Origin of the sequence: Enterobacter sp. MGH 16 (assembly GCF_000493175.1) — a bacterium.
GTDB lineage: Bacteria > Pseudomonadota > Gammaproteobacteria > Enterobacterales > Enterobacteriaceae > Enterobacter > Enterobacter roggenkampii.
In genome coordinates this window covers 4,238,746-4,258,599 of sequence record NZ_KI535695.1, presented here as the reverse complement: position 1 = coordinate 4,258,599, position 19,854 = coordinate 4,238,746, and the positions used below count along the sequence as shown (strand labels likewise).

At 56.2% G+C, this 19,854-nt stretch carries 17 protein-coding genes; 8 read left to right on the top strand and 9 right to left on the bottom strand.

All coding sequences use genetic code 11. The features are described 5' to 3' along the window. Nucleotides 1-2: 2 nt before the first annotated feature. Complete coding sequence (locus tag L362_RS03040) at nucleotides 3-734, bottom strand: response regulator (RefSeq protein WP_021242940.1); 732 nt, start codon at nucleotides 732-734, stop codon at nucleotides 3-5. 256 nt (nucleotides 735-990) lie between these two features. Here L362_RS03040 and fdhF point away from each other — a divergent pair, with 256 nt between their 5' ends. The 3 genes from fdhF to L362_RS03060 all read left to right on the top strand — a co-directional run bounded on the left by fdhF (nucleotide 991) and on the right by L362_RS03060 (nucleotide 4,408). Further along, nucleotides 991-3,138, top strand: coding sequence for a formate dehydrogenase subunit alpha (gene fdhF, locus L362_RS03050; protein WP_084832132.1), 2,148 nt, complete (start codon nucleotides 991-993; stop codon nucleotides 3,136-3,138). A gap of 321 nt (nucleotides 3,139-3,459) precedes the next feature. Beyond that, nucleotides 3,460-3,612, top strand: coding sequence for a Hok/Gef family protein (locus L362_RS03055; RefSeq protein ID WP_008500037.1), 153 nt, complete (start codon nucleotides 3,460-3,462; stop codon nucleotides 3,610-3,612). A gap of 121 nt (nucleotides 3,613-3,733) precedes the next feature. Beyond that, nucleotides 3,734-4,408 carry a tetratricopeptide repeat protein gene (locus L362_RS03060; RefSeq protein WP_023293510.1) on the top strand — a complete coding sequence of 225 codons (675 nt, stop codon included), beginning with the start codon at nucleotides 3,734-3,736 and terminating at the stop codon, nucleotides 4,406-4,408. 83 nt (nucleotides 4,409-4,491) lie between these two features. Here L362_RS03060 and gltP read toward each other — a convergent pair whose 3' ends face one another. After that, complete coding sequence (gltP, locus tag L362_RS03065) at nucleotides 4,492-5,805, bottom strand: glutamate/aspartate:proton symporter GltP (protein ID WP_008503398.1); 1,314 nt, start codon at nucleotides 5,803-5,805, stop codon at nucleotides 4,492-4,494. A 423-nt stretch (nucleotides 5,806-6,228) separates the two neighbouring features. On the opposite strand from gltP, the gene acs reads away from it, so the two are divergent. The 3 genes from acs to actP all read left to right on the top strand — a co-directional run bounded on the left by acs (nucleotide 6,229) and on the right by actP (nucleotide 10,230). Continuing rightward, nucleotides 6,229-8,187 carry an acetate--CoA ligase gene (gene acs / locus L362_RS03070; RefSeq protein WP_023345274.1) on the top strand — a complete coding sequence of 653 codons (1,959 nt, stop codon included), beginning with the start codon at nucleotides 6,229-6,231 and terminating at the stop codon, nucleotides 8,185-8,187. An 82-nt stretch (nucleotides 8,188-8,269) separates the two neighbouring features. After that, a complete protein-coding gene (locus L362_RS03075; protein WP_008503396.1) occupies nucleotides 8,270-8,584 on the top strand; it encodes a DUF485 domain-containing protein in 315 nt (104 codons plus the stop codon). Continuing rightward, nucleotides 8,581-10,230: a cation/acetate symporter ActP gene (actP, locus tag L362_RS03080; protein WP_008503395.1), complete on the top strand. Its 1,650-nt coding sequence runs from the start codon at nucleotides 8,581-8,583 to the stop codon at nucleotides 10,228-10,230. The genes L362_RS03075 and actP overlap by 4 nt, the downstream gene beginning before the upstream one ends. Nucleotides 10,231-10,262: 32 nt before the next feature. Here the strand turns inward: actP and L362_RS03085 are convergent, their stop codons facing one another. Then, nucleotides 10,263-10,952, bottom strand: coding sequence for an LrgB family protein (locus tag L362_RS03085; RefSeq protein ID WP_023345273.1), 690 nt, complete (start codon nucleotides 10,950-10,952; stop codon nucleotides 10,263-10,265). Further along, nucleotides 10,945-11,355, bottom strand: coding sequence for a CidA/LrgA family protein (locus L362_RS03090; protein WP_021242769.1), 411 nt, complete (start codon nucleotides 11,353-11,355; stop codon nucleotides 10,945-10,947). Before L362_RS03090 ends, L362_RS03085 begins: the two co-directional genes overlap by 8 nt. Nucleotides 11,356-11,457: 102 nt before the next feature. On the opposite strand from L362_RS03090, the gene L362_RS03095 reads away from it, so the two are divergent. Next, nucleotides 11,458-12,345, top strand: coding sequence for a LysR family transcriptional regulator (locus tag L362_RS03095; RefSeq protein ID WP_023345272.1), 888 nt, complete (start codon nucleotides 11,458-11,460; stop codon nucleotides 12,343-12,345). Between the two features lie 81 nt (nucleotides 12,346-12,426). Here L362_RS03095 and L362_RS03100 read toward each other — a convergent pair whose 3' ends face one another. The 4 genes from L362_RS03100 to soxR all read right to left on the bottom strand — a co-directional run bounded on the left by L362_RS03100 (nucleotide 12,427) and on the right by soxR (nucleotide 17,360). After that, nucleotides 12,427-14,073 carry a Na+/H+ antiporter gene (locus L362_RS03100; RefSeq protein WP_008503391.1) on the bottom strand — a complete coding sequence of 549 codons (1,647 nt, stop codon included), beginning with the start codon at nucleotides 14,071-14,073 and terminating at the stop codon, nucleotides 12,427-12,429. Nucleotides 14,074-14,223: 150 nt separating this feature from the next. Continuing rightward, entirely contained in the window at nucleotides 14,224-15,573 is a 1,350-nt protein-coding gene (ghxP, locus tag L362_RS03105; protein WP_008503390.1) for a guanine/hypoxanthine transporter GhxP, read from the bottom strand. 294 nt (nucleotides 15,574-15,867) lie between these two features. Continuing rightward, nucleotides 15,868-16,539, bottom strand: coding sequence for a glutathione S-transferase family protein (locus L362_RS03110; RefSeq protein WP_023345271.1), 672 nt, complete (start codon nucleotides 16,537-16,539; stop codon nucleotides 15,868-15,870). 362 nt (nucleotides 16,540-16,901) lie between these two features. After that, nucleotides 16,902-17,360, bottom strand: a complete 459-nt coding sequence (gene soxR, locus L362_RS03115; protein WP_008503388.1) for a redox-sensitive transcriptional activator SoxR — start codon at nucleotides 17,358-17,360, stop codon at nucleotides 16,902-16,904. Nucleotides 17,361-17,458: 98 nt separating this feature from the next. Here soxR and soxS point away from each other — a divergent pair, with 98 nt between their 5' ends. Next, nucleotides 17,459-17,785, top strand: coding sequence for a superoxide response transcriptional regulator SoxS (soxS, locus tag L362_RS03120; protein WP_008503387.1), 327 nt, complete (start codon nucleotides 17,459-17,461; stop codon nucleotides 17,783-17,785). 6 nt (nucleotides 17,786-17,791) lie between these two features. Here soxS and L362_RS03125 read toward each other — a convergent pair whose 3' ends face one another. Next, nucleotides 17,792-19,357, bottom strand: coding sequence for an EAL domain-containing protein (locus L362_RS03125; RefSeq protein ID WP_023345270.1), 1,566 nt, complete (start codon nucleotides 19,355-19,357; stop codon nucleotides 17,792-17,794). Between the last annotated feature and the right edge of the window lie 497 nt (nucleotides 19,358-19,854).

The following is a 19,854-nucleotide window of genomic DNA, read 5'->3' as shown; positions in this document are numbered from 1 at the left end:
CCTTATGCCGCCTGTTCGGGCCGGCTCACGTCAGTGGCAAACACGTAACCCAACCCGCGGATGGTTTTGATGAGCGCAGGCTGATGCGGGTTAGCCTCTATTTTCCGGCGCAGGCGCATGATCAGCACGTCAATCGTGCGGTCGAACACGTCGGCGCTTTCGCTGTGGGTCAGCTCAAGCAGCCGATCGCGGCTCAGCACCCGGCGGGCATTTTGCGTGAGCGCCAGCAACAGGCCGTACTCGCCCTGGGTTAAGGGCACGGTATTACGCTGCGGATCAATCAGCTCACAGCGGGTGGTATCAAGCGTCCATCCATTAAACGCAATGCCCGCGACGGGCGCTGCGGGGGCTTCTGCCGCCAGCGCGCCCGTTCGGCGCAACACCGCTTTCACCCGGGCAACCACCACGCGCGGGTTGAACGGTTTGCCAATATAATCGTCGGCCCCCATCTCCAGCCCCACCACCACGTCTGACTCGCTGCCCAGGCCGGTTAACATCACAACCGGTAGCGCCGGACGCTGCTTTTGCAGCTGCAGCAGAACCTGCAGGCCGTTGATATCCGGCAGCATCATATCCAGCAGCACAAGCGCGATATTCGGCTCCTGCTGCACCTGGCGCAGCGCATCCTGGCCGTTATGGCAGACAAGCACGCTAAAGACGTGCTCGCTCAGCACGTCCTGAAGCAGTTCGCAGACTGCCGTATCGTCATCAACCACCAGAATCGCCGGTTTCATCGTATGCTTCCGTCAGGGGATTATGTTAAGTCTGAACTATTCTGCCGTCGGCTCCAGTCAAAAGGTTTTTTCAGTGACGGAAATTCAACCCATGTCACATCCGCCGCCCTGTCGACACGTCAATTTTGACGATTGACTGCTTTTTGTCAGGGTTTTCACCCCGGATGGGCCGTAAAGTCAGGGGATACCCATACAAAAAACATGGCATAGAAGCTGCATAGTGGGTGCGAACGATTCGATTAACTGGAGCAGACTGATGAAAAAAGTCGTCACGGTTTGCCCTTATTGTGCCTCAGGTTGCAAGATCCACCTGGTGGTCGATAACGGCAAAATCGTCCGGGCGGAGGCCGCGCAGGGGAAAACCAACCAGGGCACGCTGTGCCTGAAAGGGTACTACGGCTGGGATTTTATTAACGATACCCAAATTCTTACCCCGCGCCTGAAAACCCCTATGATCCGCCGCGAGCGCGGCGGCAAGCTGGAAGCCGTCACCTGGAACGAGGCGCTGGATTATGTCGCCACGCGCCTGAGTGCCATTAAGGCCAAGTATGGCCCGGATGCCATCCAGACCACCGGCTCTTCCCGCGGGACGGGAAATGAAACCAACTATGTGATGCAAAAATTCGCGCGCGCCGTTATTGGTACCAATAACGTCGACTGCTGCGCTCGCGTCTGACACGGCCCATCGGTTGCAGGTCTGCACCAGTCGGTCGGTAACGGCGCAATGAGTAATGCCATCAACGAGATAGATAATACCGATCTCGTCTTCATCTTTGGTTATAACCCGGCGGATTCTCACCCTATCGTCGCGAACCACGTTATTCGCGCTAAACAGAATGGGGCGAAAATCATCGTCTGCGATCCGCGCAAAATTGAAACCGCGCGCATTGCGGATATGCACATTGCATTGAAAAACGGCTCAAACATCGCGCTGTTGAACGCAATGGGGCACGTCATTATTGAGGAGAACCTGTACGATCAGGCGTTTGTCGCGACCCGTACAGAAGGCTTTGAAGAGTATAAGAAAATAGTCGAGGGCTATACGCCTGAATCCGTCGAAGCGATAACCGGCGTTAGCGCACAGGAGATTCGTCAGGCGGCCAGAATGTATGCCGGGGCAAAAACCGCCGCCATTCTCTGGGGCATGGGCGTGACCCAGTTCTACCAGGGCGTGGAAACCGTGCGCTCGCTCACCAGCCTCGCGATGCTGACCGGTAATCTGGGTAAAGCCCACGTTGGCGTGAACCCGGTGCGCGGTCAGAATAACGTGCAGGGCGCCTGCGATATGGGCGCGCTGCCGGACACGTATCCGGGCTACCAGTACGTGAAGTTCCCGGAAAACCGCGCCAAGTTTGCGAAGGCGTGGGGCGTGGAAAGCCTGCCGGAACATACCGGGTATCGCATCAGCGAGCTGCCGCACCGCGCGGCGCATGGCGAAGTGCGTGCGGCCTATATCATGGGTGAAGATCCGCTTCAGACCGACGCCGAGCTCTCTGCAGTGCGTAAAGGGTTTGAGGATCTGGAGCTGGTGATTGTCCAGGATATCTTCATGACCAAAACCGCGGCGGCGGCGGATGTCATTTTACCGTCGACCTCCTGGGGCGAGCATGAAGGCGTCTACACGGCGGCCGACCGCGGCTTCCAGCGCTTCTTCAAGGCGGTCGAGCCGAAGTGGGATCTGAAAACGGACTGGCAGATCATCAGTGAAATCGCCACCCGCATGGGCTACCCGATGCACTACAACAACACCCAGGAGATCTGGGATGAGTTGCGCAGCCTGTGTCCGGACTTCTACGGCGCCACCTATGAAAAAATGGGCGAGCTGGGATACATCCAGTGGCCGTGTCGGGATGAGTCAGAGGCCGATCAGGGGACGTCCTATCTCTTTAAGGAGAAATTCGACACCCCGAACGGGCTGGCGCAGTTCTTCACCTGCGACTGGGTCGCGCCGATCGATAAACTCACCGATGAGTATCCGATGGTGCTCTCCACCGTACGCGAAGTGGGCCATTACTCCTGTCGTTCGATGACCGGCAACTGCGCCGCGCTGGCCGCGCTGGCGGATGAACCGGGCTACGCGCAGATCAACACCGCCGATGCGGAACGGCTCGGTATTGAGGATGAAGCGCTGGTGTGGGTGAACTCGCGCAAAGGGCGGATCATCACCCGTGCGCAGGTCAGCGATCGTCCAAACAAAGGGGCGGTCTATATGACCTACCAGTGGTGGATTGGTGCCTGTAACGAGCTGGTAACGGAGAACTTAAGCCCGATAACCAAAACGCCGGAGTATAAATACTGCGCCGTAAACGTTGAGCCGATTGCGGATCAGCACGCCGCGGAACAGTATGTGATCGACGAATATAACAAGCTAAAAGCCCGACTGCGCGAAAGCGCAATGGGTTGAAGCCGTTAATTCATCGATGAATAAAGGGAGTGAAATATTCACTCCCTTTTTATTTCCGATTAATTCATAAGAAATAGAAATTATTATTCTGGAAAGCGGCTCGCAGAAATAATGTAATTTTCGCGAAAAAGAATTACATCTTTGCATTTTAATTCAGAGGAATAAGATATTCGGCGGGTGCTTAAGACTTTCTGTCTTGAGCATTGTTGAGGGACAGAAAGTGGAAAGCCCCGGGAAATTTGCATTCACCCGAGGCTACCCCTCAACACCCAACAGGTTGAGAGTAGCCTCTTATTCTTTTTTACACAAGGAGTAAAAGGCATGACGCCATTAAAAACTGCGTTAGGCATCGTCTTTATTGTTTGCCTGACGATAGTGATCTTTACCTTTATTACTCGCGGCAGGCTCTGCGAGTTTTCAATAAAGAGTGAGCATCAGGAGGTGGCGGCTAAATTAGCCTGCAACCCAGGCTAACCTCTACGGGCGGAACAACGGTTCCGCCCGGCTTGTAGGATGCTGAGGTCTTAATGCACCCATTTTTTTCTTTTGCGCCCGCGATTATACTGCGCGGCGTGTACCCAGATGATAAGAATCCATGAAAGCCATTTTTCTGTTGTTAGTGTTTTTAACGTCCTTCGCCCGCGCCGATGAGATAGGCAGCCAGTATCGGAAACAGGCGGAAGCCGGTGATGCGCGTGCCCAGTATTATCTTGCCGATACGTACTTCAGCTCCGGCGACAGCAAGCAGGCCGCGCTGTGGGCCGAGAAAGCCGCGAAAGGCGGCGATGTCGACGCCATGGGGTTGCTCTCGCAAATCCTCTTTACGCAGGGCGATTACACACAGGCCAAAGCCCTGGCCCAACAGGCAAACATTGCTGGCAGCAAACGCGGCGCGATCATGCTGGCGCGCATTCTGGTGAATACTCAGGCGGGGAAAACTGACTATCCCCAGGCCATCAGACTGCTGCACACGGCAACCGAAGATATCGACAGCGACTCTGCGGTCGATGCACAGCTGCTGCTGGGGCTGATTTATGCCAACGGCGTCGAGGTAGCGCAGGATGACGTGCAGGCCGCCTCGTGGTTCAAGCGGAGTTCAGCCCTTTCGCGCACCGGCTACGCCGAGTACTGGGCTGGGATGTTGTTCAGGCAGGGTGAGAAAGGCTTTATCACGCCCAATAAACAGAAAGCGCTGTACTGGTTAAACCTGAGCTGTACGGAAGGGTTTGATACGGGGTGCGAAGAGTTTGATGCGTTGAGCGGGGAGTAAACCATTGCCCGGTGGCGCTGCGCTTACCGGGCCTACGGCTTGTGTAGGCCGGGTAAGGCGAAGCCGCCACCCGGCTTTTTACATCACTGGTCAGCCGTCTTATCAAAACGACCCAGCACCTCGCGTTCATACGCCAGCGCCTTTTTACGGTCGAATTTGTGTTCCCACTTGGCGATAACCAGCACCGCCAGTGCATTCCCCACCACGTTCAGCGCCGTACGCGCCATGTCGAGGATACGGTCCACACCCGCGATAAAGGCCAGGCCTTCCAGCGGAATGCCTACGCTGCCCAGCGTCGCCAGCAGTACCACGAACGAAACGCCCGGTACGCCTGCGATACCTTTAGACGTCACCATCAGGGTCAGCACCAGGACGATCTCCTGCCACAGCGACAGGTCAATGCCATACAGCTGCGCAATAAAGATAGCGGCGATACTCTGGTACAGCGTGGAACCATCCAGGTTAAAGGAGTAACCCGTCGGCACCACGAAGCTGGTGATCGACGCTGGCGCGCCGTAGGCTTCCATCTTCTCAATAATACGCGGCAGCACGCTCTCAGAGCTTGCCGTGGAGTAGGCCAGAATCAGCTCATCTTTCAGGATACGAATCAGGATCCAGATGCTCAGCCCACACAGACGCGCCACAATTCCCAGCACCACCAGCGCAAAGAACAGGATGGCAAAGTGCACCAGGAGTACCAGCTTCGCCAGCGGCCAGAGGGAGGCAAAACCGAAGTTCGCCACGGTGACGGCGATAAGCGCAAACACCCCTACCGGCGCGTAACGCATCACCATGTGGGTCACTTTAAACATGGTTTCGGAGATCGAGCGAAACACGGTCACCAGCGGTTCGCGGTGCGTCGCGGGCAGTGAAGAGAGCCCCAGACCAAACAGGACCGAGAAGAAGATAATAGGCAGCATCTCGCCCTTCGCCATCGACGCCACGATGTTGGTCGGTACCAGAGAAAGGATCGTGCCCATCAGGCCGTGTGCATGGCTTTGCACGTCAGCGGTCGTACTTTGGTATTTCGAAATATCCACCGTCGCCAGCTGCGACATATCAATCCCGGAACCCGGCTGGAAAACGTTCGCCAGGGTGATACCGAGAATGATCGCAACCGTAGTGATCACTTCGAAATAGATAATGGTTTTCGCACCAATACGGCCTAACTGCTTCGCATCGCCGACGCCTGCAATACCCACCACCAGCGTCGAGATCACAATCGGTACTACGATCATCTTGATCAGGTGAATAAAGATATCCCCTGCCGGTGAAAGCAGGTTCGCAATCAGCCAGTCGCGGCTGTCGCTGTGATAGTGGAGGTAACTGCCCAGCAGGATGCCCAGCACAAGGGCGATTAAGATCTGCCAGGCCAGGCTGACTTTAACGTTTTTCATAGAAACTGACTTCCTCAATGAAGCGCCTTATTCACTTAAACTGCATGAATATGGGGACATACTGAAAGGGTATGAATTGTGTTGCGTCGATTTATGGGATTTTTTAACGCGGCGTATGAGTATCATTTGCGCGGCCTGTTGCGCAAGCCTTAAAGAACGACGCATTTCACTCGTAAAAGCGTCTGTGACGGGAGTTTCTCCTGATTCTAATAAATAACCTTTTGTTATAAAAAACCTTTTTTAAACATAAATGTGAATAATCGTCAGCATAAATTATTTTCCTTCAAAGTTTCATTCGCTCATTTTTCAACCTGTTCAAACAATGCGTGATCTGTCGCCCAAATAATAAACAAAGCTTGTAAAGCCCCTACTATTAACGTTTTTGCGACATATTATTAACATCTTACAAGGAGAAAAAAAGCCATGAGCCAAATACACAAACATGACATTCCCGCAAACATTGCGGACCGTTGCCTGATCAACCCGGAGCAGTACCACGAGAAATATCAGCAATCTATTACCGCCCCGGACACCTTCTGGGGTGAGCAGGGCCATATCCTTGACTGGATCAAACCTTATCAGAAGGTAAAGAACACCTCCTTTGCGCCCGGTAACGTCTCCATTAAATGGTATGAAGATGGCACGCTGAACCTGGCGGCAAACTGTCTGGACCGTCACCTTGCCGCGCGCGGGAACGAGACGGCGATTATCTGGGAAGGCGATGATGCCTCGCAGAGCAAACACATTACCTATAAAGAACTGCACCGAGACGTGTGCCGCTTTGCCAACGTCCTGCTGGACAAAGGCATTAAAAAAGGCGACGTGGTCGCTATCTATATGCCGATGGTGCCGGAAGCGGCGGTGGCCATGCTGGCCTGTGCGCGTATCGGCGCGATTCATTCCGTTATTTTCGGTGGGTTCTCGCCAGAGGCGGTTGCGGGTCGTATTGTCGATTCAAGCTCAAAACTGGTGATCACCGCCGATGAAGGCGTGCGCGCAGGACGCAGTATCCCCCTGAAGAAAAACGTCGACGAAGCGCTGAAAAACCCGAACGTCAACACGGTCAGCAACGTCATCGTCCTTAAGCGTACCGGCGGCAAAATCGACTGGCACGAGGGGCGCGACCTGTGGTGGCGCGACCTGATTGAAAAGGCGAGCGACCAGCATCAGCCGGAAGAGATGAACGCGGAAGATCCGCTCTTCATTCTTTATACCTCTGGCTCAACCGGCAAACCGAAAGGCGTGCTGCACACCACCGGCGGTTATCTGGTCTACGCGGCCACTACCTTCAAATACGTCTTCGACTACCACCCGGGCGACATCTACTGGTGTACCGCCGACGTGGGCTGGGTCACCGGGCACAGCTACCTGCTGTACGGTCCGCTGGCCTGTGGCGCCACCACGCTGATGTTTGAAGGCGTGCCAAACTGGCCGACCCCGGCGCGTATGTGCCAGGTGGTCGACAAACACCAGGTCAACATTCTCTACACCGCACCAACGGCCATCCGCGCATTAATGGCGGAAGGCGACAAAGCCATCGAAGGCACCGACCGCTCTTCATTGCGCATCCTCGGTTCCGTGGGTGAGCCCATTAACCCGGAAGCCTGGGAGTGGTACTGGAAGAAAATCGGCAACGAGAAATGCCCGGTCATGGACACCTGGTGGCAGACCGAAACCGGCGGCTTTATGATCACCCCGATGCCGGGCGCCACGCAGCTGAAAGCGGGCTCGGCAACGCGTCCGTTCTTCGGCGTACAGCCTGCGCTGGTGGATAACGAAGGCAACCCACTGGAAGGGGCCACCGAAGGCAACCTGGTGATCACGGACTCGTGGCCGGGTCAGGCGCGTACCCTGTTCGGCGATCACGATCGCTTCGAGCAGACCTACTTCTCGACCTTTAAAAACATGTACTTCAGCGGCGACGGCGCGCGTCGTGATGAAGATGGCTATTACTGGATCACCGGACGCGTGGACGACGTGCTGAACGTCTCCGGCCACCGTCTGGGCACCGCGGAGATTGAATCGGCGCTGGTGTCGCATCCGAAGATTGCCGAAGCCGCCGTTGTCGGCATTCCGCACAACATCAAGGGCCAGGCAATTTACGCTTACGTCACCCTGAACCACGGGGAAGAGCCGTCGCCAGAGCTCTATGCTGAGGTGCGCAACTGGGTGCGTAAAGAGATTGGCCCGCTGGCGACGCCGGACGTGCTGCACTGGACCGACTCGCTGCCGAAAACCCGCTCCGGCAAAATCATGCGCCGTATCTTGCGCAAAATCGCGGCAGGGGACACCAGCAACCTCGGTGATACCTCAACGCTCGCAGATCCTGGCGTGGTGGAAAAACTGCTCGAAGAGAAGCAGGCCATCGCAATGCCTTCCTAGTGTTTTCTCCCTCTCCCCTCACCCTCTCCCCATAGGGGAGAGGGGATAAAAACAAACCAACCTTACCTTTGGAGACTCTGTGATGAATGACCATATTTGTCAGCAGATAGAGAATAGTGCGCACTACAGGGAGCTCGTCGATAAGCGGCAACGGTTTGCCTTCACCCTTTCCATCATCATGCTGATTATCTATGTTGGCTTTATTCTGCTGATCGCCTTTGCGCCGCACTGGCTGGGCACCCCGCTGCACGAGGGCACCAGCGTGACGCGCGGTATTCCCATTGGCATTGGCGTCATCGTGATTTCATTTGTGCTGACCGGCGTTTACGTCTGGCGCGCGAACGGTGAATTCGATCGCCTTAATAAAGCGGTACTGCAAGAGGTAAAAGCATCATGAAGAGAATTCTGACGGCGCTCGCCGCCACGCTTCCCTTTGCCGCCCACGCGGCAGATGCGATTACCGGCGAGGTACAGCGCCAGCCAACCAACTGGCAGGCGATTGTGATGTTCCTGATTTTCGTGGTGCTGACGCTGTATATCACTTACTGGGCGTCGAAACGCGTGCGCTCCCGTAACGATTACTACACCGCAGGCGGCAACATTACCGGCTTCCAGAACGGGCTGGCGATTGCGGGTGACTTTATGTCCGCCGCCTCGTTCCTCGGGATCTCCGCGCTGGTCTACACCTCCGGCTATGACGGCCTGATTTACTCCCTCGGCTTCCTCGTCGGCTGGCCGATCATTCTGTTCCTGATTGCCGAGCGCCTGCGCAATCTGGGCCGCTATACCTTCGCCGACGTGGCCTCCTATCGCCTGAAGCAGGGACCGATTCGCACCCTCTCCGCCTGCGGTTCGCTGGTGGTGGTGGCGCTGTACCTGATTGCGCAGATGGTGGGCGCGGGTAAACTGATCCAACTGCTGTTCGGCCTGAACTACCACATCGCGGTGGTGCTGGTGGGCGTGCTGATGGTGATGTACGTGCTGTTCGGCGGCATGCTGGCGACGACCTGGGTGCAGATCATCAAAGCCGTGCTGCTGCTATTCGGCGCCAGCTTTATGGCCTTTATGGTGATGAAGCACGTCGGGTTCAGCTTCAATAACCTGTTCACTGAAGCCATGGCGGTCCACCCGAAAGGGGAAGCCATCATGAGCCCGGGCGGGCTGGTGAAAGACCCGATATCGGCCCTGTCGCTCGGTCTGGGCCTGATGTTTGGTACCGCAGGCTTACCGCATATCCTGATGCGCTTCTTCACCGTGAGCGACGCGCGTGAAGCGCGCAAGAGCGTCTTCTACGCGACCGGCTTCATGGGTTACTTCTATATCCTGACCTTTATTATCGGCTTTGGCGCGATCATGCTGGTGGGGGCGAACCCGGCGTTTAAAGATGCGGCAGGCGCGCTGATTGGCGGCAATAACATGGCGGCGGTGCATCTGGCCGACGCGGTGGGCGGCAACCTGTTCCTCGGCTTTATCTCCGCCGTGGCCTTCGCCACCATTCTTGCGGTGGTTGCGGGTTTAACGCTGGCCGGCGCGTCGGCGGTTTCGCATGACCTCTACGCCAACGTCTTCCGCAAAGGCGCGAGCGAGCGCGATGAGCTGAAGGTTTCTAAAATCACCGTGCTGGTGCTGGGCGTCGTGGCGATCCTGCTGGGCATTCTGTTTGAGAAGCAAAACATCGCCTTTATGGTGGGGCTGGCCTTCTCCATCGCGGCAAGCTGTAACTTCCCGATCATCCTGCTCTCCATGTACTGGTCGAAGCTGACCACCCGTGGCGCGATGATTGGCGGCTGGCTGGGGCTGCTGACGGCGGTGATCCTGATGATTCTGGGCCCGACGATCTGGGTGCAGATCCTCGGTCACGCCAGCGCCATCTTCCCGTATGAATATCCGGCGCTGTTCTCCATTGCCGTGGCGTTTATCGGTATCTGGGTCTTCTCGGCTACCGACAATTCGCCGGAAGGTAACCTGGAGCGCGAGAAATTCCGCGCCCAGTTTATTCGTTCACAAACCGGTCTTGGCGTTGAGCAGGGCCGCGCGCACTAAACCTTTCTCCCCGGCCATTCTGGCCGGGGAGCTTAAAACATCACCCACGTCACCAGCGGCGCAATCAGCACCATTACCACGCCCGACAGCATCATCACCAGGCTCGCGACAACGCCCTCCTGCTGGCCCAGCTCATAGGAGCGTGCCGTGCCCGCGCCGTGCGACGCCGCGCCAAACCCCGCGCCTTTGGCCATCCCTTCCCGAATAGAAAGCCGCAGAAAGAGCATATCGCCCACCGCCATCCCAAAGACGCCCGTCACCACCACAAACAGCGCCACCAGGTCCGGCTGCCCGCCGAGGGGTTTCGCCGCCGCGAGCGCAAACGGCGTGGTCACCGAGCGCACGGCCAGGCTGCGCTGAATTTCATCGGGCAGCGTAAACAGTCTCGCCAGCCAGACGGAGCTACAGACCGCGACCACCGTAGCGGTGATCACGCCTGCGCTGAGCGACATCCAGTGGCGCCTGATAATCGCCAGGTTGTCGTAAACGGGCACGGCAAAGGCGATGGTCGCCGGGCCGAGCAGCCACAGCAGCCAGTGGGATTCACCAATGTAGTTCTGCCAGGAGATATGGCCGAAGACCAGCATCAGCACCAGCATGATCGGCGTGAAGACCAGCGGCATCAGCGGCAGCGCATGAAACCGGCGATACAGCCGCTTGTTGGCAAAGTAGATCGCCAGCGTCGCGATCAGGCACAAGACGCTGATCTGAAAGTTAGTCATGTTTGTGCCTGCTGATTTCAAAGCGATACACTTTATCCACCACCCAGGCGGTCGCTCCCAGCACCATCAGCGTACTCAGCGCGATCACCGCGAAGATGCGCCAGCCGTCCACCATCAACAGCTGCGCATAGTTCACCACCGCCACCACGGCAGGCACAAAGAACAGCAGCATCTCCGCCAGCAGCCAGCGCGCCCCGGCGCGTACCCAGTTAAGGGGGATCACGCGACAGAGAATAAGCGTCAACATCAGCAGCATCCCCACCAGGTTGGCAGGCAGCGGCAGGTGGAGCCAGCCGACAAGATATTCGGCGAAAACAAACAGTCCCGCGTAGAGCAGTACCTGAACCGGGACCTGGAGTCGTTGTACAACGGCAGGCGTAACACGGCTTAACGCCACGGCCATGGGGGTTTTCCTCAAAAATGAGACGAGGCGCCAGTATAGTGAGCGCACGGTATGGACTGAAATGAATTAAAATCATCACAGGTATAGTTTCGAGGAATAATCATGGACATAAGAACGCTGCGCTATTTTGTCGAAGTGGTTCGCCAGCAAAGTTTTACCCGCGCAGCGGAGAAGTTGTTTGTTACCCAGCCCACCATCAGCAAGATGCTGAAAAACCTCGAAGATGAACTGAACTGTACCCTGCTGATCCGCGACGGGCGCAAGCTGCTGCTGACCGACACCGGACGCGTGGTGTTCGAACGCGGGCTGGCGATTCTGGCGGAGTTCCGCCAGCTGGAAGCAGAGCTGGACGATATTAATCATCTGACCAAAGGGGTGCTTCGCCTCGGCATTCCACCGATGGTGGGGATGATGATGGCCGGGCCGATTAGCCTGTTTCGCCAGCGCTATCCTGGCGTAGAGCTGAAGATTTCGGAGTTTGGTGGCTTAACCGTCCAGCAGGCGGTCACTAACGGCGAGCTCGACGTGGCCATGACCGCCCTCCCCGTTGAGGAAGAGAGCGGCCTGGCGACGCTTCCGCTCTTTAGCCACCCGCTGTGCGTGCTGGTTCCCCGCTCCGGCGACTGGCTGAAAAGGGACGCGGTGAAGCCTGAGCTGCTCGGCGAACACCCTCTGCTGATCTACAACGAAGACTTCGCCTTAAGCCGCCAGCTGATGACGCTGTTTAACCAACATAACGTCAAGCCACGCATCGCGGTGCGCAGCGGTCAGTGGGATTTCCTGGCCGCGATGGTGCAGGCGGGCGTGGGGATTGCCATTCTGCCGCAGCCGATTTGCGAGCGTCTGGATAAAAACACGCTGCGCTGGATCCCGCTGGAGAGCGATCTGCACTGGCAGTTAGGGATGATCTGGCGTGAAGGGGTCTATTTGTCGCAGAGCGCGCAGGCGTGGCTGCAGTGTTGTGAGGGGTTTTGGGTGCGGTCTGAATAGTGCCGGGTGGCGGCTTCGCCTTACCCGGCCTACGGTTCAAATGTAGGCCCGGTAAGCGCAGCGCCACCGGGCAAAAGCGCGCTACTGATTCTCTATCAACAGCGCTTCCAGCAGGTCCAGATCGTGCAGTAGCTTTTGCAGCGTCTCGTTGCTGATCTGGCGCGTGGCGCGCAGGTGATACAGTTCGGCACGCTCTGAGCGCAGCGCGGCCAGACGGAACCGGCGTTCCAGGTTCTCCTCCTGCAGCGAGCTTTCTACATCGTTACGCCCGTCCGCGCGGCGACGCAGGTTACCAATTACGCGGGAACTCACCTCCGTCAGCAGCTGATTGTCGATGTTCTCTTCCGCATCCGCGGCCAGGCGCTCTTCCATTTTCTGGATGGCGACAATCGCCACTTCGGCGGTGGCCGCACGCGCAATACGCTCTTCCTTGTGCTGCTGGGTCGAATCGCCAACATCAATATGCTGGAGCAAAATCGGCAGCATAATCACGCCGACGAACAGGGAGAACAAAATCACCCCCGCCGCCAGGAACACCAGTTCGTAACGCGCCGGGAAGACATCGCCCGTCGGCAGCAGCAGCGGAATGGAGAGCACACCGGCGAGGGTTATCGCCCCGCGTACGCCCGCAAAAGAGGCGATCAGCAGTTCACGCGTTGTCCACGAGCCGAACTCCATCGGTTTTTTCTTCAGGAAGCGGACGCTGAAGTTTTTCATCGTCCACAGCCAGCCGAAGCGCACCAGCATCAGCGCCAGGTAGATCAGCACGATGTCGGTAAAGAGCATCCAGACTTCAACGTTCGGATCGGCCTCCGCCGCCACCAGCGAGGATTCCATAATGCCCGGCAGCTGCAGGCCCAACAGCAGGAACACCATGCCGTTAAAGACAAACTCCAGCATCGCCCAGGTGCTGTTGGCACGCAGGCGCATCGCCAGCGGCGCGCGGCGCATCACGCCGGAGCGGGTGATGGTCATCCCTGCCGCGACCGCGGCCAGAATGCCCGACACGCCGATATGTTCGGCAATCAGATAAGAGGCGAACGGCAGCAGGAACAGCAGCACGATCTGCGTCGCGGGTTCATCGCCGCCCCAGCGGCTGAGGAAGCGCAATGAGCGGCCGTACAGCCAGCTCACCACGAAGCCCGCGAGAATACCGCCGATGGCTACCTTAAAGAACTCCAGCGTCGCGCCGCCGACGGTAAAGACCATCGTGCCCATCGCAACGGCCACGGCAAACTTCAGGGCAACCAGGCCGGAGGCGTCATTCATCAGCGCCTCACCCTGTAAAATCCCCATGATTTTCTTCGGAATGCGGCCTTCTCCCACAATGCCGGACAGCGCCACGGCATCGGTTGGCGACAGCACGGCGGCCAGCGCAAAGGCAGGAATTAACGGGATACCCGGTACCGTCCAGTAGATCAGGAAACCAATCCCGACGACGGTAACCACCACCAGCGCAAGCGCCAGGCCGAAGATCTCTCGCCCGTGCTCAAGGAACTCGCGCGTGGGCGTTTTCCAGCCATCGGCAAACAGCAGTGGCGGGATGAACAGCACGAGGAACAGTTCGGGGTCAAATTCCACGTGCAGGCCAAACGTCGGCCACGCCAGCAGCGCGCCGATGGCAATTTGCATTAATGGCAGGGGGACCTGAAAGGGCAGTACGCGTGTAACCACCCCGGATAGCGAGACCACAAGGGTCATGATGAGTATTGTGAAGAAGATTTCCATGCGTTCCCTGTTTGCTGTGTTGCTTATGTACTCCGGAAGGCGTCGTGCCTTTTATTCTATCTTCCCCAGAGTAACGCAAAAGGCAACAGGATGAGTCCTGAAAATAAAAACGGGCGGCCTGAGCCACCCGTTTTCGCATCAAAGGACAACTCAGATTGCCCAGCCGCCCGCGTAAAACGCCACCAGCGCAACGGCAATCACAACGGTGCCAACGTTCAGCTTGCGCCATTCACCGGAGACCAGACGACCAATCACCAGCGACGCGAAGCCGATCATAATGCCGGTCACGATGTTACAGGTCAGTACGATGAAGACCGCGGTAATCAGGCCAGACATCGCGTCAACGAAATCCGCAAAGTCGATTTTCGCCACGTTGCTCAGCATCAGCAGGCCAACGTACATCAGCGCTGGCGCGGTCGCGTACGCCGGAACCAGATAGGAGAGCGGGGAGAGGAACAGGATCAGCATGAACAGCACGCCCACGGTGATCGCCGTCAGGCCGGTTTTACCGCCCGCCGCCGTACCCGCTGCGGACTCGATGTACACCGCCGCAGGCGCTGCGCCCACCAGGCCCGAGAAGACGCTGCTCAGGGAGTCCGTAGTCAGCGCTTTGCCGCCGTCAATAATCTGACCGTCTTTATCCAGCAGGTTCGCCTGACCGGCCACCGCACGAATGGTACCGGTCGCGTCAAACACGGCGGTCATCACCAGCGCCAGCACGCTTGGCAGGATCACCGGGTTGAGCGCGCCAACGATATCCAGGCTGCCAATCAGAGAGTTGCCTTTGTCATCGCTCAGCGACGGCATGGCGAAAATGCCGGAGAAGTGGACGTTCGGATCGAAAATCAGGCCCACAATGGACACGCCGATAATAGTCAGCAGAATGCCGCCCGGGACTTTCAGTTTTTCCAGACCGATAATCACCGCCAGGCCGATCAGCGACATGATCACCGGGAAGCTGGCGAAGTGGCCCAGCGCAACCGGCAGGCCGTCCAGCGGGTTCTTGATAACCAGACCGACGCCATTGGCGGCGATCAGCAGCAGGAACAGGCCGATGCCGATGCCGGTACCGTGCGCCACGCCCTGCGGCAGGTTGCGCAAGATCCAGCTACGGATGCCGGTCGCTGAAATAACGGTAAACAGCACACCCATCAGGAACACGGCGCCAAGCGCAACCGGTACGCTGATGTGCTGGCCCAGCACCAGGCTGAACGCGGTAAACGCGGTCAGGGAGATGGCGCAACCAATCGCCAGCGGCAGGTTCGCCCACAGGCCCATCACGATAGAGCCCACGCCGGCCACAAGGCAGGTCGCCACAAAGACAGCCGCTGGCGGGAAGCCCGCTTTGCCCAGCATACCCGGCACAACGATGACGGAATAAACCATCGCCAGAAACGTTGTCAAACCGGCAACGATTTCCTGGCGCACGGTGCTGCCGCGGGCCGAAATTTTAAACATGGCGTCAAGTGAACCGCCAGTACGCGCAGATGGCGTAGACATAGAAAACATCCCCTGAGAGTTTTTTAGGAAGTCCGTAAGCGAGGTGGAGACGCCACTGCCAGCTAAACGTCAAATCCTTGTGTTGCGTTTGCGACGAAAGGGCGTCACAGAAAAAGCAAACGTTTAGCTCCGCGCTTACAAACGGGTGGTCAAATTAAGGCAAACGATTATCTAGCCTAATCCCCGCCCTTTTCAACTGAACTTTATCGTTTTTCGCTAAAATTCCCTTATGACGCTGAAGAAATAAACAGAGGATGCGCAAACGTTATCGTCTATGCGCAATTTGTTTACATTTCAATCCTCACCCGGAATGGATAACGGTCCCCCTTGTGCCAGGGTTCGTTGCCAGCCGGGGCTGTTTTCAACTTTCGTTTTCCATGCCTGACTATGCGGCAGGTTGTCGATACCGCCGCGTGCCAGCAGGGCAAAGATCGGGAAGCTCATTTGAATGTCGGCCATGCTGAGCGAATCCCCGGCAAACCAGCTATTTTTAGCAAGGTGCGACTCAATAAAGCGCGCATGAGTTTCCAGCTGGCGGTTAAGGTACGCTTTCTGCACCCCTTGCCCAAGCGCTTTGCCCAGGGTTCGGATACCAAACGGCACCGGCGGCTTGCCGAGACTGCTGAAGACCAGCTTCATTAGCAGCAGCGGCATCAGCGATCCTTCCGCGTAGTGCAGCCAGAAGCGATACTGCACCTTATGCGCCGGATCTAAAGGCTTAAGCCGCGACTCGGCATCGTATGTTTCCTGCAGATACTCCAGAATGGCGCCAGACTCCGCGAGGATCAGCCCGTTATCTTCGATGACCGGCGATTTGCCCAACGGATGCACCTTTTTGAGAGCCTCCGGCGCAAGCATGTTCTTTTCGCGCTGATAGTGAACGATCTCATAAGGCAGACCGAGTTCTTCCAGCGCCCAGATCACGCGGTGCGAGCGCGACTGGTTAAGGTGGTATACCGTGAGCATGGTTTTCTCCTGTTATTCATACTTTTTAACTATAGAAAATCGAACAACACCGCGAAAAAAATTCGGCTAAAAACCGGTCAGCGACGCTGGCGAAAAAACGGGTCTTGCATAGAATTAAAGTGTCAGCACAATCCGGAACCTCCCCAACCAGCTCGACATGAGGGGTGCTGACGTCGGGGGAAACCCTCCCGTGAACCAGCGGGATAGAGAGAAAGACAAAGACCGGGAAAAACTAAAGCGCCCTTTGTGGCGCTTTAGTTCTTTATTATGCGGGGTTTTGCCGGGAGGCGCTTCGCTTACCCGGCCTACGTTCTCGGTGTTGTAGGCCGGGTAAGGCGCAGCCGCCACCCGGCAAACCGATCTCAATCCTCTTCCAGCAACCGCGCTCCCGTCCCCTGTTCGCCCAGTTTGTCGCCGGGGTTACGCAACGGGCAGTCGCTGCGCGACAGGCAGCCGCAGCCGATACAACCGTCCAGCTCATCACGCAGCGCGACCAGCGTATGGATACGCCTGTCCAGCTCTTCTCGCCACTGGGATGAAAGCTCTTTCCACTCTTTCGGGCTCAGCGTATGCCCTTCCGGCAGCACGCCAAATGCCTCGCCAATGGTAGCCAGGGGAATGCCGATTCGTTGCGCAATTTTGATAATCGCCACGTAGCGGAGCACGTCGCGGGTATAGCGACGCTGGTTGCCGCCGTTGCGGATGCTTTTAATTAACCCTTTGCTTTCATAGAAGTGGAGCGCCGATACCGCAACGCCGCTTCGCTTTGCCACTTCGCCGGGGGTTAACAGCGCTTTAATGCGCGGCAATCTCTTTTCCATAAAACCTCTTTACCTCAAGTTAACTTGAGGAATTATACTCCCCCGCAGAGAAAACGACGAATCAACCGAGAAAGTTGTATCTACAGAGGGGCAACCTTATGTCGCATCAGCAGATTATTCAGACGCTTATTGAATGGATTGACGATCATATCGACCAACCGTTGAACATTGATGTGGTCGCGAAAAAGTCGGGCTATTCGAAATGGTATTTACAGAGAATGTTCCGCACGGTCATGCACCAGACGCTGGGTGAGTACATTCGTCAGCGCAGGCTGCTGCTGGCGGCGCAGGCGCTACGCTCAACGCAGCGGCCGATTTTTGATATCGCGATGGATCTTGGCTATGTGTCGCAACAAACCTTTTCCCGCGTGTTTCGCCGCGAGTTTGACCGCACGCCGAGCGACTATCGCCACCAGTTGAATTAATTACTCTCAGTGCAAAGGTTGCTGCTGCCAGGTCATAAATTCCTGGGGCGGCATCGCTTTCGCGAAGTGCCATCCCTGACAAAACTGGACGCCGCGCTTCAACAGCCAGCTCACCTGCTCTGCCGTCTCGACCCCTTCCGCAATGGTTTTCAGCCGCAGGCTTTGCGCCATCTCGATAATATGCTCGGCGATCAGGTGGCTGGTGCTGTTGGTCGTTAAGGTATCGATAAACGATTTATCGATTTTCAGAATATCGACGTTCAGCGAGTAGAGGTTGTGCAGGTTCGAATAGCCGGTACCGAAATCATCGATCGCCACTTCATACCCTGCCTGACGGAAAGCCTGAATCACCGGCGTGGTTTTAGGCACATCGATAAAACCGCGTTCCGTCACTTCAATTTTGATTTGCTGCGCGCGGACGGCGTAGTGGCGAGCCTTCTCAGAAATCATGGCGATCAGCCGCGAGGAGTGGAAATCCGTGGCCGACAGGTTAATCGAAATATAGAGATGCGGATGCTCGGCCAGGAAATAGCCCAAATCGCTGAACACTTCCTCAACGACGTAATCCGTAATCCGCTCGCTCATCCCCTCATTTTCAGCCAGCGGAATAAACTCAGCCGGGCTCATCACCTGCCCGTTAAAACCCGGCCAGCGTAACAACGCCTCCGCGCCGACACACCGGTTGTTCTTAATATCAATAATCGGTTGATAGTGCACGCAAAGCTGGCGTTTGTTCAGCGCCCGGTGCAGTAAACGCCCCGGCGAATTAAGCTCACGATGAGTACGGGACCAGACCAGCAAAATAATAATGCTGCAGATCATGCCCAGCGGCAGCGTTAATGTCGCCTGATGATAAAGCGTTTCATAAAAGCGTTTATTCGATGTCGACACGATGGCCGCAATCGGTCTTTTAGGGGATGTGACGATCGTATAAAAGCGGTTATCTTTTTGAAATACCGATTCCTTATCCCGAATCAGCGAATTTAATAACGAAACGTTGGCTTTCTGACTGACGGAAAAGAAAGCATTGGTTACCGTGTCGTAAACCCCCCACGAGAGAGAATGATCCGCGGACATGACTTCGCTGTATGAAAGTGGATTAACGACCACTACATAATTTCCGCGCTGCATATATGTCATTTTATAGCCAGTATAAAATGGGGTGTCGCGATAATAATAGATAGCGACGTCAGGTTTTCGCGTGTAATTAGCGACGGGTATGGCGTAGGGTTGATCCGGTGTAAAAACGGTCGAACAAAGAAAATTCTGACCTTCAGCGTAAATTAAATCGGCAACAAACAGGCGACCACGAACAACGTTCAACATATATTGACGGTGTCCCGGGGTACAGAGCTCGCCCCGATATTTTTCTGCCTCGTCCCGGGCCAGATCAACCTGTTGTATAACCAGCTCAGTTTTGTCTAAAGCCAGTTCAGCAAATGTCCGTAGCTGGGCGCTTGTTTCAGACACGGCTCTTAGCTGGGCAAACCATAGCGCAAGCATCACCGGCAGCATAACTACCATGATGATCCCTACCACCCTGAGCATCTTGCGCCGCGCGCTACGATTCATTTCCCGCCCTATATCCCTGCATGTTGTACGCCTGTAGTAATGAAGGCCGGATGCTGTGTTAAACAGGTGATTACGTTGCATGAATCATGCGAAGTTAGCAACTGACTTTTCGTATTAAAAATCTTAAATTTCGTTATGACGATAATATTTTCCCGTAAGTGAAACTGTAAGTATTCGTTCCGTTTCAATTAAGGAAAATAATTATCCAGCCCTCGAGGACGGAGGGAAGATAACACAACAGACGATCGTTGATTAAGCCAAACTTCTGGCAGCATGAAAAAAGCGCACCTTTATCATGACGTTTTATGCTATTTACTGTGGGGCATTGTGTGCGTTGATTTATAAATAATCAGTCTTCGCCGCACTATTTTATGATTCGACTGAGCCCCTCTTATAAAAACCGATTTTGAGGTATCACCACTAGCCCGATGGACGTTTCCGGCACGCTGGGGGGCGCCTCCTCGCGTGCCGAAGGCAGGGCCAGCCTGCACACACTC

Coding starts and splice junctions, on each gene's coding strand:
- L362_RS03125 (WP_023345270.1), bottom strand. CDS start 19,357: ATGAATCGTAGCGCGCGGCGCAAGATGCTCAGGGTGGTAGGGATCATC.
- L362_RS03095 (WP_023345272.1), top strand. CDS start 11,458: ATGGACATAAGAACGCTGCGCTATTTTGTCGAAGTGGTTCGCCAGCAA.
- L362_RS03075 (WP_008503396.1), top strand. CDS start 8,270: ATGAATGACCATATTTGTCAGCAGATAGAGAATAGTGCGCACTACAGG.
- L362_RS03055 (WP_008500037.1), top strand. CDS start 3,460: ATGACGCCATTAAAAACTGCGTTAGGCATCGTCTTTATTGTTTGCCTG.
- L362_RS03110 (WP_023345271.1), bottom strand. CDS start 16,539: ATGCTCACGGTATACCACCTTAACCAGTCGCGCTCGCACCGCGTGATC.
- gltP (WP_008503398.1), bottom strand. CDS start 5,805: ATGAAAAACGTTAAAGTCAGCCTGGCCTGGCAGATCTTAATCGCCCTT.
- L362_RS03060 (WP_023293510.1), top strand. CDS start 3,734: ATGAAAGCCATTTTTCTGTTGTTAGTGTTTTTAACGTCCTTCGCCCGC.
- L362_RS03040 (WP_021242940.1), bottom strand. CDS start 734: ATGAAACCGGCGATTCTGGTGGTTGATGACGATACGGCAGTCTGCGAA.
- L362_RS03100 (WP_008503391.1), bottom strand. CDS start 14,073: ATGGAAATCTTCTTCACAATACTCATCATGACCCTTGTGGTCTCGCTA.
- L362_RS03085 (WP_023345273.1), bottom strand. CDS start 10,952: ATGACTAACTTTCAGATCAGCGTCTTGTGCCTGATCGCGACGCTGGCG.
- soxR (WP_008503388.1), bottom strand. CDS start 17,360: ATGGAAAAGAGATTGCCGCGCATTAAAGCGCTGTTAACCCCCGGCGAA.
- soxS (WP_008503387.1), top strand. CDS start 17,459: ATGTCGCATCAGCAGATTATTCAGACGCTTATTGAATGGATTGACGAT.
- actP (WP_008503395.1), top strand. CDS start 8,581: ATGAAGAGAATTCTGACGGCGCTCGCCGCCACGCTTCCCTTTGCCGCC.
- L362_RS03090 (WP_021242769.1), bottom strand. CDS start 11,355: ATGGCCGTGGCGTTAAGCCGTGTTACGCCTGCCGTTGTACAACGACTC.
- ghxP (WP_008503390.1), bottom strand. CDS start 15,573: ATGTCTACGCCATCTGCGCGTACTGGCGGTTCACTTGACGCCATGTTT.
- acs (WP_023345274.1), top strand. CDS start 6,229: ATGAGCCAAATACACAAACATGACATTCCCGCAAACATTGCGGACCGT.